The organism is Rhizobium sophoriradicis (assembly GCF_025200795.1).
GTDB lineage: Bacteria > Pseudomonadota > Alphaproteobacteria > Rhizobiales > Rhizobiaceae > Rhizobium > Rhizobium sophoriradicis.
In genome coordinates this window covers 1-17,247 of sequence record NZ_CP104157.1, presented here as the reverse complement: position 1 = coordinate 17,247, position 17,247 = coordinate 1, and the positions used below count along the sequence as shown (strand labels likewise).

At 61.6% G+C, this 17,247-nt stretch carries 11 protein-coding genes and 2 pseudogenes; 2 read left to right on the top strand and 11 right to left on the bottom strand.

Translation table 11 applies throughout. The features are described from left to right. Positions 1-88: 88 nt before the first annotated feature. Both N2597_RS33810 and N2597_RS32750 read right to left on the bottom strand, forming a co-directional pair. Positions 89-741, bottom strand: a pseudogene (locus N2597_RS33810) (DUF7007 domain-containing protein). Between the two features lie 326 nt (positions 742-1,067). Continuing rightward, a pseudogene (locus N2597_RS32750) lies at positions 1,068-2,765 on the bottom strand (ParB N-terminal domain-containing protein); the annotation flags it as partial. A gap of 335 nt (positions 2,766-3,100) precedes the next feature. On the opposite strand from N2597_RS32750, the gene N2597_RS32745 reads away from it, so the two are divergent. Then, positions 3,101-3,841 carry an NYN domain-containing protein gene (locus N2597_RS32745; protein ID WP_077991652.1) on the top strand — a complete coding sequence of 247 codons (741 nt, stop codon included), beginning with the start codon at positions 3,101-3,103 and terminating at the stop codon, positions 3,839-3,841. 9 nt (positions 3,842-3,850) lie between these two features. After that, the gene (locus tag N2597_RS32740; RefSeq protein WP_077991655.1) at positions 3,851-4,051 is read left to right on the top strand and encodes a BrnA antitoxin family protein; all 201 of its coding nucleotides are present in this window, start codon (positions 3,851-3,853) and stop codon (positions 4,049-4,051) included. Between the two features lies 1 nt (position 4,052). Here the strand turns inward: N2597_RS32740 and N2597_RS32735 are convergent, their stop codons facing one another. From N2597_RS32735 to repA, 9 genes are all read right to left on the bottom strand, one after another. Further along, the gene (locus tag N2597_RS32735) at positions 4,053-9,140 is read right to left on the bottom strand and encodes a helicase-like domain-containing protein (RefSeq protein WP_341356295.1); all 5,088 of its coding nucleotides are present in this window, start codon (positions 9,138-9,140) and stop codon (positions 4,053-4,055) included. Between the two features lie 100 nt (positions 9,141-9,240). Beyond that, positions 9,241-9,846: a DUF1419 domain-containing protein gene (locus N2597_RS32730; RefSeq protein WP_077991714.1), complete on the bottom strand. Its 606-nt coding sequence runs from the start codon at positions 9,844-9,846 to the stop codon at positions 9,241-9,243. A gap of 98 nt (positions 9,847-9,944) precedes the next feature. Beyond that, positions 9,945-10,898 (bottom strand): DUF3991 and TOPRIM domain-containing protein, encoded by a 954-nt coding sequence (locus N2597_RS32725; protein WP_077991660.1) that lies wholly within the window; start codon positions 10,896-10,898, stop codon positions 9,945-9,947. Between the two features lie 448 nt (positions 10,899-11,346). After that, positions 11,347-12,057, bottom strand: a complete 711-nt coding sequence (locus N2597_RS32720; RefSeq protein ID WP_077991661.1) for a sulfite exporter TauE/SafE family protein — start codon at positions 12,055-12,057, stop codon at positions 11,347-11,349. A gap of 220 nt (positions 12,058-12,277) precedes the next feature. After that, on the bottom strand, positions 12,278-12,445 hold the full coding sequence (locus N2597_RS32715) for a hypothetical protein (RefSeq protein WP_341356294.1): 168 nt from the start codon (positions 12,443-12,445) through the stop codon (positions 12,278-12,280). 485 nt (positions 12,446-12,930) lie between these two features. Then, positions 12,931-13,224 (bottom strand): transposase, encoded by a 294-nt coding sequence (locus N2597_RS32710; RefSeq protein WP_077991665.1) that lies wholly within the window; start codon positions 13,222-13,224, stop codon positions 12,931-12,933. Positions 13,225-13,549: 325 nt separating this feature from the next. After that, entirely contained in the window at positions 13,550-14,854 is a 1,305-nt protein-coding gene (gene repC / locus N2597_RS32705) for a plasmid replication protein RepC (RefSeq protein ID WP_077991667.1), read from the bottom strand. Between the two features lie 177 nt (positions 14,855-15,031). Then, on the bottom strand, positions 15,032-16,030 hold the full coding sequence (gene repB / locus N2597_RS32700) for a plasmid partitioning protein RepB (protein WP_341356293.1): 999 nt from the start codon (positions 16,028-16,030) through the stop codon (positions 15,032-15,034). Next, complete coding sequence (gene repA, locus N2597_RS32695) at positions 16,027-17,247, bottom strand: plasmid partitioning protein RepA (protein WP_077991670.1); 1,221 nt, start codon at positions 17,245-17,247, stop codon at positions 16,027-16,029. The genes repB and repA overlap by 4 nt, the downstream gene beginning before the upstream one ends.

The following is a 17,247-nucleotide window of genomic DNA, read 5'->3' as shown; positions in this document are numbered from 1 at the left end:
GATTTTTCGGATGCGGTTGCCGATGACGTCGACGCCAGCTGACGCGGATCCGGTTCAGTCGGAGCGTCAGTCGAATGCCCGGCACGAACTACTGCGGCGATGAACCGACAAAGCTCGATGGGCCGTCATATGGCTGGTCCTGCTCTTCGTCGATGACGTAGCCGAACTCACCGATATCATAGCGGTCCTCCGCGACCAGGAAACGCCGCTCGACGAGCTCGCCCGACTTGCCGCCGATGGACTTGCCGCCTCGCCGCCCGCCGAGCGTTGCGATGCACTCGACAAAGCCGGGGTTCTGGGTTGAAAGGATCGCCGAAATGACGATCCAGCGTTCGGCGTTTTCCGCATCAAAGGATCGACGGTCCTTCGCCCTGGACTGGCCTCGCGGAAGCGTCGCGCCGTGGATTGTTTCCCAAGCGTCAGGGTAAACCTGTTTCAGGATCTCATCCGCATCGCCGCGTTCCAGTCCGTGAAGAGTTCGGGGAACGCGGCTGCGACCGCGGCCCACGCGCAGTCTTCTTCATAGAAGCCGTTGTCAGATCGCAGCAGAAGATGGATCCCGGTGTTCCGATCCGCGGTGAGCTCAAAGCCTCCATGGCTGGCCGTGTGGTGGAAAACAATACCCTGGCCATAAACGACCGCGTGCTGAGACTGCCCCAGGGCGTAGAGCGCAACGCCAAGGTCGAGGACCGGCCCAGAACTGCCAGTTGCCGTTGGTGGGCAGCCCACCCTTCGACGCATTCGCGAAACCCTGCCTCGTCAACTGGACGGTGGCCCCCGCCATAAAAATCTGCGGCCGTCCAGTCCCCGATGGTGCCGGGCAAACCCCACGCCTTGACGATGTGATGGCCGTTGTCCGTCGGCATCATCGCGAAGGCCTGGTTGCCGACCCGCGCGGCCAGCACTCCGTCGCGCGTGCGACCATATTCGATGGAGATTCTGTTGGACATCGTATGCTCCTGTCCGATGAGCGGAAATGGAAACGCCGCCGGGGAGCCGGCGGCGCGTGTGGAATCTGGATGCGAAGCGCTATTCGGCCGCTTCGCGGAAGCCGGCGGGTTCGTCCTCTTCGCCGTCTTCCGCTGGTCGTCGACCGTTTCGACATCGGCCACGGCTGCCTCGGGCACTTCGCCTTCGACGTCACCGGTGGTCTCGGCCCCCGACCTGTCGTCGCCCGAACCTGTCGGAGCAAAACGGGCAGCCCAGGCGGAGACCTCGTCGGCAGTAGGGGCGATCGTAGACGCTGGATGGATGAAGCTGCCATCGGCAAAATGCTCGACCAGGGCCGCGCGGGTGTCCTTGACCTTGATCCGGACCGGCACATCCGACGCCTCGGCTGCCGCCTCCAGTGCCCCGCGCGACAGGCAGGACAGGAATTCCTGGGTCGCCATATTGGGCAGAAAGGCATCGGCGCCGATAGCGTCACCGGCAATGCGTGCCGCCAAACCGCTATCGGATCGGTTGCGGCGGCATGACATCACATCGACCAGCAGCGACCTCGCCACCTGCTGCAGCGTGTCCCGGTCAAAGTGGAGCTTTCCATCCTCGCCGATAAACCGCGCCGCATGCTTGCGGCCGTTCGCATGGCCATAGGGGTTATCGGAAGAGCCGCTGGCGATCGTGACATTGGTGCCGGCAAAGCCGAGGATTAGCAATGCCATCAGCGTGTCGTCCTCAATCGGAGCGCGGGCGAGCGCCTCATGCAGCGCGTCGGTACGCAGGTCGCCGATCATATCGAGACCCTTCTGGCTGACGTCGGGCCGGGCCTTCGGCGTCTCGATCGGGTCCTGCGCCGTATCGGCATCGCTCTCGCCCACGGCCGCCTTCTTCTTCGTCTCAGGCAAGCGATAGGCGACGGACTGAACGGAGCCGTCACGCGGGTTGATGTACCAGCCGGTGCTGTCGCCCTTGCCCGGCTTGCCGTAAACCTGGCTCGCCTTTGCGGGAAGCTTGGGCTGACCCCAGTCGTTGACCTCAATTATCGCGCCGCGTTTCGGCAGGTTGTTGGAAAGCCATTCCTGCTGGGCGCCGAGAAAGGCCTCGACATCGGTGGTGTATCGCCCGTCCTGGTCTGCCGGCGCGAAGAGATCCTCCTGCCAGACGATCCCATAGGCGGTGGTAAGCTCGTCGCCGAAGCTCGCATCCTTGGCAAGCATCCGGGTTTTCGTCAGCGCCCGGGCGATGTCCCACCAGGGGGTCTGCGGATCCTGCTTCTTCGGCTTGTACTTCTTCCAGACCTCCGCCTGCTCTTCCTGGCTGGCGGCCGCGATGGTGCGCAATTGCTGCTCGTTCGGCATGTCGCCACGCGCCATCTGATCGAGCATCGCCGGCAGGATATTGGCGAGCAGGCGCAGCTTGCGGATCTGGCGGACGGCAAGCGCCAGAGCCAGCGCGATCGATTCCTCGGTCCATCCGAGTGCGACCAAACGCTCGATGGCGCGCCACTGGTCGACCGGGTTCAGCGGTTCGCGGACAATGTTTTCGACGACCGAGCGGATGGCGCCGTCGGCGTGACCGCCGTCATCGACGAGCACGAGGATTTCTGGCAGATCCGCTTCGATCGCCTGGGCCACACGGCGGTGCCCGGCGTCGATCACGAACCCGTTGCTACCATCCGGCGCCGCAGAGACGACAGGCGGCTGCACGATGCCGACGGCCTTGATCGAGGCGAGCAGCACGGCATCTGCCTGCGCGGAGGATTTCGAGCGACGAGCCTTGTTCGGGTTTTCCTTGAGGGCGCGGGGATCGATGGATATGAGATGCATAGGAATATCCTTTTAGGGTTTCCTGGTACGGCCTGTTGCCGTCCCTTCTCGTCTTCATCCCGAAGACCCCTCCCCGGCCGCAGGCGGATGACGCATCCGCAATTGCGAACGAGCGGCGCCGGCTTGCGCACCAGCGGGTCGTTCGACCTGCGTGAGGGCGCGGGCCGGCGTTGCGACGGTCGCGATTGAGGGAACCGGCGGGTGGGACAGTCGTCTGCGACCCGTTCTCCCCCATCTCCGTTCCATTCCCTAAGCGTCCTGGCGCCGTAGGGACGGCTTGCGAAACCGCAGCGCTTGCCTGAAGGTGCTGGCGGACCACACAGGGAGGAACAGCCATGCCAGAGAGCCGGTCGCCGCGGCTAGCGGTGCTGATCGACGCGGACAACGCCTCCGCAAAGATTGCCGACGGGCTTTTCGAGGAGATCGCCAAGATCGGCGAGGCAAGCGTGCGGCGCATCTACGGCGACTTCGCCAATGCCCGCATGAAGGCCTGGACGGAGGTGCTTTCTCGTCACGCCATCATCCCGCAGCAGCAGTTCGCCTACACGACGGGCAAGAACGCGTCGGATATCACGCTGGTGATTGACGCGATGGACCTACTGCACAGCGGCCGTTTCGACGGGTTTTGTCTTGTATCTTCAGACAGCGATTTCACGCGGCTGGCGTCGCGGATCCGCGAACAGGGTGTCGATGTCTTCGGCTTTGGCGAGCAGAAGACGCCGGAGAGTTTTCGCCAGGCCTGCCGTCGTTTCATCTATACCGAAAACCTGATCGCACCTGCCGCCACGAACGGTGCGGAAGCGGCCGCTGCGCCCGTGCCGCTGCAGGAACCGGTGGCGGCGGCTGCGATCATAAAACGGGTGATCGCCCAGATGGAAAGTGAGGACGGATGGGTGCCACTCGGCCTCGTCGGCAATCAGTTGGCTAACCTCGCCTCCGACTTCGACCCCCGCACCTACGGTTTCCGGAAACTAAGCGATCTCGTCAGAAAGACCGGTTCGTTCGAGCTCGAGCAGGCCGAGGGCAAGCCAATGCGCGTCCGCGCCAAGCCACAGGCGGGGCGCAAAAAGCGCTGACCACGGAGAGTGGCCGCGACGCCCCGGCATCGTTGGCCGGCAAAGAAGGCCGCCCCGCCGGCGCCGGAGAGGTCAGTGGTCCCCACTGGCCGGGAAACAGTTTCGATCCGGATCGACTCGGACGTTCTCGCCTTCTTCCAGGAGGACGGCCCGGGCTGGCAGGACCGCATCAATGCGGCCCTGCGCAGCGTCATGGATGCCGGTCGCTAGGTTACGCCACTTGCCTCGGAACTTCCTCCCTGCCCTCGTCGGTGGCGGCGAGTTCTTTTTCGATTTCGGCAAGCAGATCACATTTGAGGGCAAGCTCGGCTTCGAATGAGAAGCTTTCACCCAGACGCGGCGCGTAAGAGCCGAGACGGCGTCTCGCTTCGGCCAGCCGATGATGGTGGCTCTCGCGCTCGTGTTCGAACCCATCCAGCGCGTGTTCGATCCTGGAGATCGCGCCAATCGGTGTCGTGGTGACGGCCAGGTCGATCACGTAACCGTCACCTGTGCGGTGAAGCAGGGTCTCATAACGGTAGCCATCCTTGCCGAACCGTTCACCATGGTATGCGAGATCGAAACCGCCGATCGTGCCATTGATGGCTTCACCCTCCTGCTGAAGCTGAACCAGCGTCAGGATCTCCTTCATCAGCGCGCGGCCGGCGAGCTTGCGCTCAACGAATGTGTCATTTCCGACGTGCATTGTGAACGCGTCACCCGTGGTCGGGATCAGGCGCTCGATGTCCTTGCTCACATCTTCGATCCGGTGGCTGGAAAACTCGATATCCCGTTCTGCGTCGCGTATCTGCCGACGGACGGCGTGCTGGTCATCGATATGGGCGGCCCGCAGCCGGTCGAGACGTGCGATCTCGGCCTCCAGCCCGGCCTTCTGCATCAGCCGCTCGTCGCCAGAGGCGATCGCCTTGGCCATGGCGAACTGGTTTGCCTGCCCCTCGCCCATATCCTCAAGCCGCCGCACACTGGTGTCGCCGGAGAGAGCCGCCGCGATGAAGCGCGCCTTGCGTTCGTTGTTCTGCCACATGGTGGCATCGAGACTGCCAAGCGTCGCATAAGCGAAGACATCGACTTCGTCATGCTGATTGCCCTGGCGGATGATGCGGCCCTCACGCTGCTCGATCTGCGACGGGAGCCACGGGACATCGAGGTGATGCAGGGCCTTAAGCCGCGCCTGAACATTGACGCCGGTGCCCATGGTTTCCGACGAGCCGATCAGCACGCGCACCTTGCCGGCATTGAAGTCGTTGAACAGCCGCTGCTTGGCCTCGGACTTCTTGTAATCCTGCATGAAGGCGATTTCGGAAGCCGGCACACCAAGGCGGACGAGCTCACCGCGGATCCAGCGATAGGCCGAGAAGCCGCGCGTGGCCTCGACCGAGATGGTGCCGAGATCGGAAAAGATCAGCTGCCCCGCGCCCGGCCGGTCGAACGGCTTGCCGTCCTTACGGCGATATTCCGCCTGTCCGGTTTCCTGCCAGATCCGATGGGTATTAGCGACAAGCGCATTCAGTTTGTTGGCTGACTCATTGCCCATGGCTTGATCGACCAGGCGCAAATCGATCGCAGCATGGCGGCCGTCGGTGATAACCGACAGCAGAATATCGTCGCCGGGCTTGGCCGGACCGTCGCGCATCTCGATCGCCTTGATCCGCGCGTCGAGCTGTTTCTGGTAGGACTTGAAAGCCGGCGTCGGCTCGGCGGTGACGATCTGGCGCTTGCCACCCGCTATCTCGGGCACCTTGACATAGGTCCTCAAATCCACCGGCAGCACGACGTCGGCGAACGAGCGGAACATGGCGATGAGTTCCGGCACGTTGACGAACTGGCTGAAGCGGGTGACCGGCTTGTATTTGCCGGATGGCTGCAGCTCGAGTTCCGTCGAGGTATCGCCGAAGGTCGAGGCCCAGGCGTCGAATTCGTGCAGTCCGCGCTCGGCAAGGGCCGCCGGATCCATCAGTCGCTGCACCGAGAACATCTCGCCAAGCGTGTTGGTGATCGGCGTGCCCGATGCCAGCACCAGCGCCCTGCCCGGGTTTTTCGTCTCGATGAAGCGGGATTTGACGAACAGATCCCAGGCGCGCTGCGAGCCGTTCGGATCGACGCCGCGCAACGTCGACATGTTTGTGGCAAAGGACAGTTTGCGGAATTCCTGCGCCTCGTCGACGATGATCTGGTCGATGCCGAGCTCGGAGATCGTCAAGAGGTCGTCCTTGCGGGTGGAGAGCGCCTCCAGCCGTTCCTTGTGGCCCTCCTTCATACGCTCGATCCGCTTGCGCGATATCCGATCGTCGCGCTCGACCTTGGTCAGCAGCTCCTCGTAAAGCCCAAGCTCATCCTGGATCATCTGCGCCTCGAAGGAGGACGGCACCGCGATGAAGCGGAACGCCGAGTGGGTGATGATGATGGCATCCCAGTTTGCGGTCGCCGCCCGTGAAAGGAAGCGGTGGCGCTTGTCCTTGACGAAATTGGTCTCGTCGGCGACCAGGATGCGGGCATTCGGATAGAGCGCCAGGAATTCGCGGGCGGCCTGCGCAAGGCAATGGCCAGGCACGGCGAGCATCGCCTTGTTGATCAGGCCGAGCCTGCGCTGTTCCATGATGGCGGCGGCCATGGTCAGCGTCTTTCCGGCCCCGACGGCATGGGCGAGATAGGTAGCTCCCGCCGAAATGATCCTCCAGATGCCGCGCTTCTGATGACCATACAAAGAAAAGGCGCCAGAGGCGCCCGGAAGCTGGAGATGATCGCCGTTGAAGGCACGCGGCGCGTTATTGTTAAATGTGTCGTTATAGACCCGCGCCAGGCGGTCGGTGCGATCCGGATCCGACCAGAGCCACGACTGGAAGGCCGTCTTGATCTTGGCGAGCTTTTCCTTGGCGGCTTCCGTCTCCACCGTATTGAGCACGCGCCGCTCGGTATCGCCGTCGCGGAACGTATCGAAGATCTGAGGCACCGAGGAGTTCAGGGCGTCGGAGAGAAGCTGACCGGCATGGCGGCGACGGGTGCCCCATTCCGTTGTGCCTGATGCCGACCACTCCAGCTGCCGGGAATTGACGGTCCAGGTCGCCAGTTCCGGCAGATGGTGGATGGAGATATCGGCGTCCATGGTCTGTTTCACGAAGGCGACGACATCACCGGCCGGTATCCATGGCGCGCCGAGGCGCGCGGTTATGTCGGAAGGCCTGAGATCGGCAGGCTGCACGCGCTCAAGTGCTGCGACATTGCGCGCGAATGCGGGATCGAGGTCTGCGGCCGCCCGTGCGGCCACGAGCTTCGAACGGACAGCGCCGGACAGATAGGCGTCAGCCGTGTGCCAGGAACCATCGGCTGGATCGCGAAATATCGCTTCGCCCAACTCCTCGATCACATCCTCCACGTCACGATGTAGCAACTCGGCGATATGATCCGGATCGACGTGCCCCCGTTCGTTCAAAACCACCGCGAGGGCGTCCGATGCGGAGGTGATGACGGGTGCCGGCGGCGGCGCGATCACCCGCTCGCTGAAGATCGGCCCGGGCTTGGCGGTATTGGTCTCCAGATCGTAGTCCTCGATCGAGGCCACCAGCCAGCAATCGGGATCGTCGAGAAACGGGGCAAGGTTCGGCCGGCGATGGACTTCCCTGACCTCGCCGGTTTCCGGATCCTCCGATGTCGAGACGGAGGTGAAGTTGATCGGGCCGAACTCGCGCACGAAGTTCGACCAGGCGATGCGCAATGAGACCTGTGCCTTTTGCCAGGGCTGGTCGCGCTCCTGAAGCTTGAGAATGAGCCGCACAGCATCGCGAATCGGGATGAGCTTGCGGATAATCAGGGCGTGCTTGGCAAAGATGCCGTCGGTGCTCTTGCCCGTTCGGACAATAACCGGAACTGCGGCCCCGTCCACCACCTGCATCAAGGCCGTCGCCTTGCCAATGAAATAACTCCCTTCGCGCACCTTTGGATCGTCGGGCCGCTCTGCCATGGCGTCCGCCACCTCATCCTCGAGCTCGAAATCGATGGTCGAGGGCTCTCCGTCATAGATGTCGGCAGGAAGCCGTTGGATGGTCGCGTTCAAGATCGTTTCAAGATCGTCGTCTGTCGGCTGGCAGGTGTAGTTCTCGCCGAAAGGACCTGACGTGAGCGCGTGGCGTCCGAGAACCATGTCGGGATGTTCGGCGAACCACCGGTTGATGCGGATGCTACCGCCCTCATCTGCGGCCTGGACATCCGCAAGATCGAGCCAACTGTCCTCTCCAGCCCGCTCGTTGCCGCGCCGCTTGCGGAAGAACAGGATATCGACGACGACATCTGTGCCGGCATCGGCGCGAAAGCTGCCCTCGGGCAACCGAGTTGCTCCCACAAGGTCGGCCATGCCGGCAATGTGCTCGCGGGCGCGGGCATCGGCCTTGTCCATCGTGCCGGACGAAGTGACGAAGGCGGCAAGACCGCCCGGCTTTAGCCGGTCGATGGCCTTGGCGATGAAGTAGTCATGCAGTCGGAGACCGAGGGAGCGAAAGGCCGGATCGCTCTTCACTGTCCGATCCGAGAACGGCGGATTGCCGATCGCCAGATCGAAATGATCAGGCAGATCGGTTCGCGCGAAATCGCCTCCCATGATCCTGGCCCGTGGCTGCAGCAGCCCGACGATACGGGCGGTGACCGGGTCGAGCTCGACGCCCGTGACGTGGCTGACCTTCGAAAGCGCCTCCGGCATCAAAGCTGGAAACATCCCCGTGCCGATCCCAGGCTCCAGGATGCGTCCACCGCTGAAGCCAATGCGCTCCAAGCCTGACCAGATGGCACGAACGATAAACTCGGGCGTGAAGTGGGCATATTGGGTGCAGCGTGCCAGCGAGGCGCAGTCACCTGGTGCTAGGGCGCTTTCGAGATTGCCGCCGAGTTCTTCCCAGCCTTTGCGAAAGGCATCTTCGCCCGGTCGGCGGAAAATGCCGTTGGCCAGATCCGACGCGCCGAAGCTGGTAAACCGGATCAGCCTTGCCTGCTGGTCTTCTCGGGCCGGCAGACCATGACGGTCGATCTCGTTGGCCAGCAGGATGGCGGCGATGTTGTCGCGGGCACGCTCGCGCCATGTGTTGGCGAGACCGCGAGAACCCTGTAGCCGGAAATCGACCTTCGTCCGCGCCTGCAGTTTTATCCCGGGTTCTTTGCGAACCGCAGCGGCTGGCGCCGGTGTCGAGGGGTGCGGGTCAATATCTATATCGGTTCCGAATTCTGCTGCGAAACCCGGCACACCGAGATCAAAACCGGATGCGAGAGCTGTATTGCCGAACAAGTCGATGGTGAAGGGATCGTCATGCGCCATGGGAAAAACTCCTGTGAGTAGGCGCGCCGAGGCACACTCGCCGTTGGGTGCGGGTGTTGCCAGGACGCGGATAATGGAGGTTTGGAAGTGAAGGATGCCGTCAGGCAGCGACGGTCTCGGACATGTGCCGGAATTGCACGGGCAGTTTGGCGGCGATCTCCTCGGCGGTCAGGTCGTCGAGCAGTTTCCAGATCTTGCCCTGATCAGTACGATAGACGAGTACGATCTGGCGGTTGCGCAGATCGGCCGGAAAGCGAGCGTCGGCGTAACCTCGGAAATTGGGACCGGTCGTGCTCCAGATATAGTCACGTTTTTCTTGGTCACTCATCGCCCGCACAGGCCGGGACTCACGCGCGATGATCTCAGCGCGCATCCGCTCGAGCGACGGGCGATCGGACAGGTCGCAATAGCCGTGAAACCAGCGGGTGCGGTCATCGATCCTCAGCGCAAAAAAGACGCTGGTGACGCTGGCAGCCAGGAATTCGCGCATGGCGAACATGTCGCCGCGATAAAACAGTGGCGGCAGTATCTCGAACATGCGGTCGTGGTCGGCTTCGGAAATCTCAAACCATTCGCCGACGTAGCGCGTGCCATTCATCCTGTTATCATCGAACGGCGCCTGGGCATGCCGGTTGAACAGCGCATACATCTCGTGGCGGCTAGCCACGCCTTCAAACACCTTGCGGATTGCGGGGGAAACGAACATCTGCGGCTCCTTCGGGGTTGTGGCTGAAGGGATGCCCATCGACCTCCGCTTCTGTCCTTTGATCACCCCTCCCCGCTCGCCGCCTCGCGGGCGCCGTGTCAGGGGCCGCCGTCCGGCGGGCGCAGCTTTACCCTTGACCCGGCAGCGCGCGTATGCGGCACGTCTTCCTCATGTTGCCTTTCCTTCAGCTCCTCGTTCCAGTCGATCGCGTGTGGTCTCAGCCGGATGAAGTCGCCGCCGACGCGATCAGCGATCTGCCTCAAGCGATCGGCATAGACCTCTCCTTGCGGGTCGGCGTCGGTGGCGGCAACCAGCATCGCCTTTGGCGCAATCGTTTCGATGGCTCGGACGGTCGATGGCGACCACCCTCCCCCGGTGCTGGCATAGAGCGTGTCGGGCCTGATATCCTCAAGGGCGGCGAGACTGAGCGCATCGATGGCCGCCTCGGTGATGCAGACGCGGGTCATAGCCTTTCCGCCGAGGCGAAACAGGGTCTTTGATCCACCGGTGGAAAAGCCGCGCCATTGCGGCCCGCGTTCCTCCCAACCGGATATCGTGCCGGCTTCGTCGTGGTGGGCAAACCAGGCACTGCCCTGCGGGCCCTGCCGGACGATGCCCATTTCGGCAACGCGCCGCAGCACCTGCCATGGCAGCGCGCGCGTATCGTGCAGATAACGCCAGGCCGGTGACAGCCGGAAGAGCCTTGGCCGCCGTTCCCACGTATCCTCGACAGATAGCAGGGCCGGCGGTGCGCCGAGCCATCTTGGGGCCGGCATGAGGTTCACCCCTGCGAGCCGGCGGACACGCGCGATCGACGCTTTGAACGGAATCTTCTCCAGGAAGACCGCAAGCGAAAACACGTCTCCCTTTTCATCCGAAAGAGGATCAAACCAGCCGGCCCCGCCATGGGTTACGATGACGATCTCGCCGCCCCGGCGGAATTTGACGGCGCGGCGGGAGCTCTCGCGGGCGTCGAGGGCGAACCCCGCATCCACCAATACGGCCCCGCAAGACACTCGCTCGCGCAGTTCTTCGATCTTCTGCCTGTCCATTGTCTTCTCCCTGTTTCTGGCCTTTCGATACGAGAGGGCCACAGCTCTGCCCGGCGCGAAGGCCTGGCGCTGCAAGGGCGCGGTTACAAACAGGATCGGAATGGTTATGTCCGCGGCGAAGCTTCCCTTGCGGCGGCAGAGGCGCAAGCGCCACCGCGTCAGGGATCAAAGCCCGTCAGGGGCAAGAGTGGCACGGCCAGGCTTGCGCTGTGCCGAGAGCCCGCGCCGACAGGTGACGCACGCGACTGATTGCCGAGATCCGCGGTGGACTCTCTGGAAATTGGCGCCTCGTGTGAACGACGCATGCGCTGTCTCTGCCGCGAGATCATTGAATTGCCTGCTTGGAGAAGGATCGTATTCCGGCCGACCACGGATGCTTCGGATTGCGACGCATCGAAAACGCGGTCCCACAATTATTTTAGTCGCGTCTGAGACAGGCTTCGGCCGACTAGAGGTAGGCTCTCGCGAAGAAAATGACGGTGGTCAGGACGGCAACCAGTACGGTGATAGCCCGGACAGTAGGCGCCGACAGCCTGCGCCCGAGATGGGCTCCGCTCCAGCCACCTGCCAAGGCACCCGCGATCATCGGCAGGCATTGCTGCCAGGCGATCGCCCCGGCGAGCACAAAGACGATCACGGCGACCGCATTTGCCGCCGTCACCATGACCATGCGGGTCGGATTGAGACTTTTGATATCACCGCCGCCAAGCAGGCTCCACGCGGCGAGCATCATCAGTCCCACCGCTCCGCCGAAATAACCGCCATAGGTGCCAAGCAGCAACTGGACCGGCAAGACAACCGCGGTCTGCGAGCGTTTAACCCGTTGCAGCCGAATGCCGAGCTTGGGTCCGAGAATGAGCATGGAAGTGGCGATGAGCAAGAGCCAGGGCAACATGACGTCGAATGTCGTCGTGGGCGTCAAAAGCAAAAGGACGCTACCGGTGACACCGCCTGTCACGGTGGCAATTGCAATCGGCTTGACCCCGACACCGCAGACGTCTCTGACCCCGTCGCGATAGACCCAGGAGCTTGCCACGCCTCCTGGAAAGAGAGCGAAGGTACTGGTTGCGTTCGCGATCACGGACGGAACGCCACCTGCCAGCGCGTTCATACTGCCGGCGAGGAAGCCGGCCACGAAAAGCAGCAAAAGATCAAACATGGTCGGAAGAAACCCCGGGCGACGCGACCATCCGCCTCCGTCTTCAAGGCAAAGGCGACGACCGTATGGACCTTCTAACCAGATCGGTGGCGGGCCCGCAAGAACGGTCGATGCACGGATGAATGTGATGTCTCATGACAGGAGACATTGAGGAGCCTGCCTGAGGCGTTCCGACGAACCTACTCGAACGGCGAGGAAATTGCCTTCATCCGCGCCTGCATCATTCGGTATCGAACCGGCGCAACATGGCCTGAAGTGCCCGGTTTTCGTCACGGAGCTTGGCAAGCAGAAGACGCTTGAGGCGGCGGTTTTCTGCGTCGAGCGCACTAAGGTCATCCATCTGGCTGTCTGGTTGCAGCTTTGCCTGGTGGTCGTCGACAGGTGTCATCGCCGGGATCGAGGCAGGCTCAGTCTGCACAGAGGCAACGGCGGTCCGCTTCGAGGCAGCAGGAGTGCGCCGATGCCGAGGAGCCGGCGCGACAGGCTTCTCGGTTGCAGCCCCTGACGAAAGCTCCTGTTTCGCCACGCCAATTCCGTCGGGCAGGATGCCAGCAGGAGGTTTCTGGGGATTATGTTCGGGTGCGGCAAGGAGATCCAGCGACGGGACGGATGTTTCAGCCGGTTTTGGGTCGTCGACTGTCTGCCTCGCAACTAAATGTCCGGTATCAGGCAAAATCCCGTCGGCCTCGACCTGTCGGGCCACGGCTCGCAGATCAAGGCTGCCCCAAATGGAAGAAGGTCGCGTGAGGGTTTGCCGCCTGTTCGCCTTGTATTCGACGACGAAGGGGCGTTGTGGTGTTTTCATATCTCATCAATTTCGTCGACAGCGGCAGCGCAGTAAATCCTGCTGCCCAGCGTCTCAAAGGATATTGCTTAGTTGATCCCGAGCCGCTTGCGCAGTTCTGCGTTTTCGGCGCGGAGTTTTTCGCCAAGGAGCTTGCGCAGCCGCCGATTTTCTTCCTCGAGCTGAATGAATTCGGCAAGCTCGTCGTCAACGGCAACTGGGCTGGACGACGTCCCAGACGTTGGTGCAGCGACGGCTTTCTTCCATGTGTAGTAGGTCTGGTCGGATATCGAGACCGCACCCACGGCATCTTTCAGGGTTGCCCCACCAGCAACAGCGGCCTCGATCTGCCTGATCTTCTCAAGCTTGTCCGAGTTGCTCAAGCCGCGTACCTTCGGCTTGTCGCTCTCTTGGACCCTGCTGGCAAGCCGGTCGCGGCCTTCTTGGGGCTCGACCGGGTCACCTTGGTCTTCTCGACCTCAGCTTTGGTCTCGGTGATATCCGATTGTGTCGGGACGTCGTCTTCGATCATCATTGATCCTCGTATCGTTGCAGGCGTTTTTCGGCCAGGCGAGTGCAAGAGTCAACATCGAGCTTGGGCGGCATCAAACCCATGCTTGAAGATCGTGACGTTTGGCCCCGCCTTGCAGCGATCATGGCATTGCGCTCGGGGGACCTATCGGCTCGCCTTCGAAGCCAACGGGCGTTTCATCCCGTCCGGCGAGCCATCGGACCGTTCAACCGCACGAGCGCCATCAACATCGGGCCAATGGCAAATTCGTCCCTCTCTGCGCGGCGGGTGAGGTCGCGAAGATATCCTCCGGCCGAGCTCACATGACCACCTTTTTCCAGGATGCAGGCGACGACAGTTGCCGCGTTCTCCGGCCCCAGTATCGAGCAGGCCTCTTCAAATGCGGATGGGCTGACGCCGAGCATCGTTCGCACGACCACCGCCGCTTTCATCAGATCCCGCCAGCTTGAAATAGCTCCCGCCGGGCCATAGTCGATGATTTGCGGGCAGGCCTGAAGTACGAGCCCGAGCGGGAAAGACTTCAAACCGGCCCGAGCTTTCATGTCGGCCGCGAGGGACGGCACGGTCACGGCCGCAGCGCGAAGCTGTGCCTGATCCGATCGCCCCGCTCCTGCCGTCTCGGCACGACGATCGTGGTCTTCCGCTCCCTCTGCGCCCAGCTTCGCTTCGAAGCCGGGTTCAAGTTCAGAGATAGAGTCGGGATTTGAATTCTGTATATGCCGCTCATTTTGATGGGCATTGGCGCTTTGTTTTGTGGTTTTTATTTGCGGTTCCAATGTGTTGAGGATTTCCTGGCGGAGAAGGTCGAGCTCATCGAGCACGTCCTCGACCTGGGAGGTGCTCGGCTGACGGGTCAACCGCGCTAAAATGGACTTCAACATCGCGATCATAGCCTGCCAATCACCATCCACGCCCTCCTCGATGGCCGCCTCGATTAATTTGGTGATATCGCGCCGGCAGACGGTCAGGCGTTCGCGCAAGCGCTGAAGGCGCAGTCGATCGGTGACCACCTCGGCCGCCAGGCCCTCGATTTCCGCAGCGCGAGCCAGCAAGGGCGCGAGAGAAAATCCGAAAGCCTCGGAAATCTCTCCACCGCGACCCTTATGTGCATACCGCTTGCCATTGGCGCTATCCTTGCGCACGAGAAGGCCGGTTTCGATCAGCGCGGCGAGATGCCGACGGATGGTTTGCTCCGCCATGCCATGTGCCCTCAGCGACAGCTGTGCATTGGAAGGGAACACGATCAGACCGTTATCTTCCGCCAGTTCGTTGTGCGGATAAAAACTGAGAAGCGCATTCAAAACAGAAAGCGCCCGGTCGGTGATACCGAGCAACGGCCTCGCCTCGCACAGCGAGCGATATAGTTTCCACTTGTCGATCGACGCACCTGGTTCTATCTCGCGCGCCGTCATCTGGCTTGCGAGCATGCCAAGCGACATCGAGCGCCGCCCAAAGGGCGTCGTCACATGTCCACTCTCCATTTTCTTTCACCTTTCATCAGGCAAAAGAAATCCGCTCACCAAAACGATGCCAAAGACTCTTGACTGTGATTCGGGGAAATGCGATTCTCGATCTGTCACGAATACGAGAGAGGCTTCCACGGCTTGGTCGTTTGGGGGCCTTTTTCTTTTGCTGCGCTTTGCTCCTGGTTCGTGTTGTCAGTCCGCGTTTCGATTTTGCTTAGCGCGGAAGTTTTCATAGATTTCCGGCAACTGCTCGACGAGAAAGGCTGCGAAATTCGGCGCCATCTTCTCGTTGATCGTCACCTTGGTTTTTCTTGCATTGGTCTCGACCTCGGCGATACGCTCGCCTTGTCTGGTCGATACGGTCACAGAATTCGCTTGGCTGGAACGCGGCGGTGCTGCGGCCGCAGCGACATGTTCGAAGCGCTCATCGCTCCCCAGTGACCGGAAACCGTTGTCTTTGATGACCGTTCGCCAATCAAACGCTTCGTTCGAAGCGAGGTAGTTCGCGAGCTGCTCCCAACGCGGCCGGCCGATCTTCGGGGCGGCGCCGATCGCAACGATCAATTCCTCCGGCACCTGCCGCGTCAGCGATATCATCGTCGACAAATTGCCTTTGTGAACCGAAAGCGCCGCGAGGATCACCTCTCGCTTCATGCCGCGTTCCTCAAGGCGTTTAGCAAACAAAGCTCGCTCGATGAACGAGAGGTTCTTTCGCTCGAGGTTCTCTTTGCCTTGAGCGATGATCAGATCATCGTCGCCCATGTCCCTGACGACGGCCTTTACCTTCATGCCCAGTCTGCGCAGCGCCTCAACGCGCCGGTGGCCGAAAGCGAGCTGGTACGTGCTGGGCTTCTGCGGATGGCGCCGGACAAGCACAGGCAAGATCTGTCCATGCGATGCAAGGCTTTCCTGCAAGATCTCGAAATCCTCCGTATCAAAGGCATCGAGGCGGTCTTTGATGAACGAGGCGTCAATATCGCTCGGGTCAATTTCGACTATCGACGCGCCGGCGGCGATCTGCGCACGCAACTCTTCCGCTGCCTCAGCGTCCTGGGTAAGGCTTTCGAACGCAGCGTTCATCGATCGCAGAGCGCCAGACTGCACTACCGGCTTTAACTGCCGAGGCACTTCATCTGGTCCACCGGTGATCGGCGCCAGCATGTCACGCATCGCGTCACGTCGCTTGTTCATACGGGTCTCCCCCACGCGCCTTTGACCAGGTCTTCGATTTCACCGTTGACATTGTCGAGTGCCTCCATTGCTCGGTCATAGGTTGAGCGGTGGAAATTCTCCCTGCCGACCTCGTAAAGCGTCTGTTTCGTCAGGCCTGCGTCCGAGATCGCAGCCGACTTCAGGAGCGTGTTTGTCAGAACTCTCTCGCCGAACAGGCTTTTCAACAGCCCAACAATCTGCCCCTGGGGACCGTCGCTTGGCTCATAGCGCGTGACCACATACCGGAAGAAATCATAGTCCGCATTGCCCCCTGCCCTTTCCACGACGTCGAACAGGCCGGCCGTCATATGGAGGAACTGCGACATCGAGGCGACGTCGAGCATCTGGGGGTGGATCGTCACAAGCACGCTACGCGCTGCGCAAACGGCCGAGAGAGTGAGATACCCGAGGGACGGCGGGCAATCCAAGATGACAACATCATAGTTTTCCTCCACCGACTGGAGCGCGCCGCCGACGCGGGCAAAGAACATGCGGTCCTGTGCGCGCCCACGTTCGGCAAGAACACGAGGGGTATCGTGCTCGAACTCCTGGAGTTCGAGGTTGCCCGGGACGATATCGAGACCGGCGAAATAGGTCTTCTGAATGATCTGACTGAGTGGCACCTGTTGATCGTCGTAACGGATTGCTCCGTAGAGCGTTTCGTTGGGGCCGAGGTCAAACTCAGGCTGGATGCCGAACAACGCAGACAGCGAAGCCTGTGGATCAAGATCGACGGCAAGGGTCCGATATCCCCGCAGCGCAAAATACTGCGCTAAATGAGCCGCAGTCGTGGTTTTGCCCGAACCGCCCTTGAAGTTGGTTACGGCAATAACCTGCAGAGCTTCGCCTTCCTTGCGTTCCGGGGAATAGCCCTTTTTGGATGTCGCCAGATGTCGGCGGATCTCGTGAATTTGCTCGAGCGAATAGAGACGCCGGCCAGCACCGTTTTTCTCTGCTTCAGGAATGACGCCTTCTAGCGAAAGGTGCCGCAAATAGGCATCGCTGATGCCAATCAGTTTGGCGGCCTCGCCAGCCATAAATTTGCGCAGCACTTTCTGTGCGGAGGGTGGGAATGCGCGTGCCCGCAATGTCTGCAACTGCGCACTGAGAAGTTCCGCATCGGCTTCCACGAGTCGCGTAAGCGATCGGACACTCGTGTCACGCACCGATAGTGGTTTTGCGCTGCTCTGCATCAT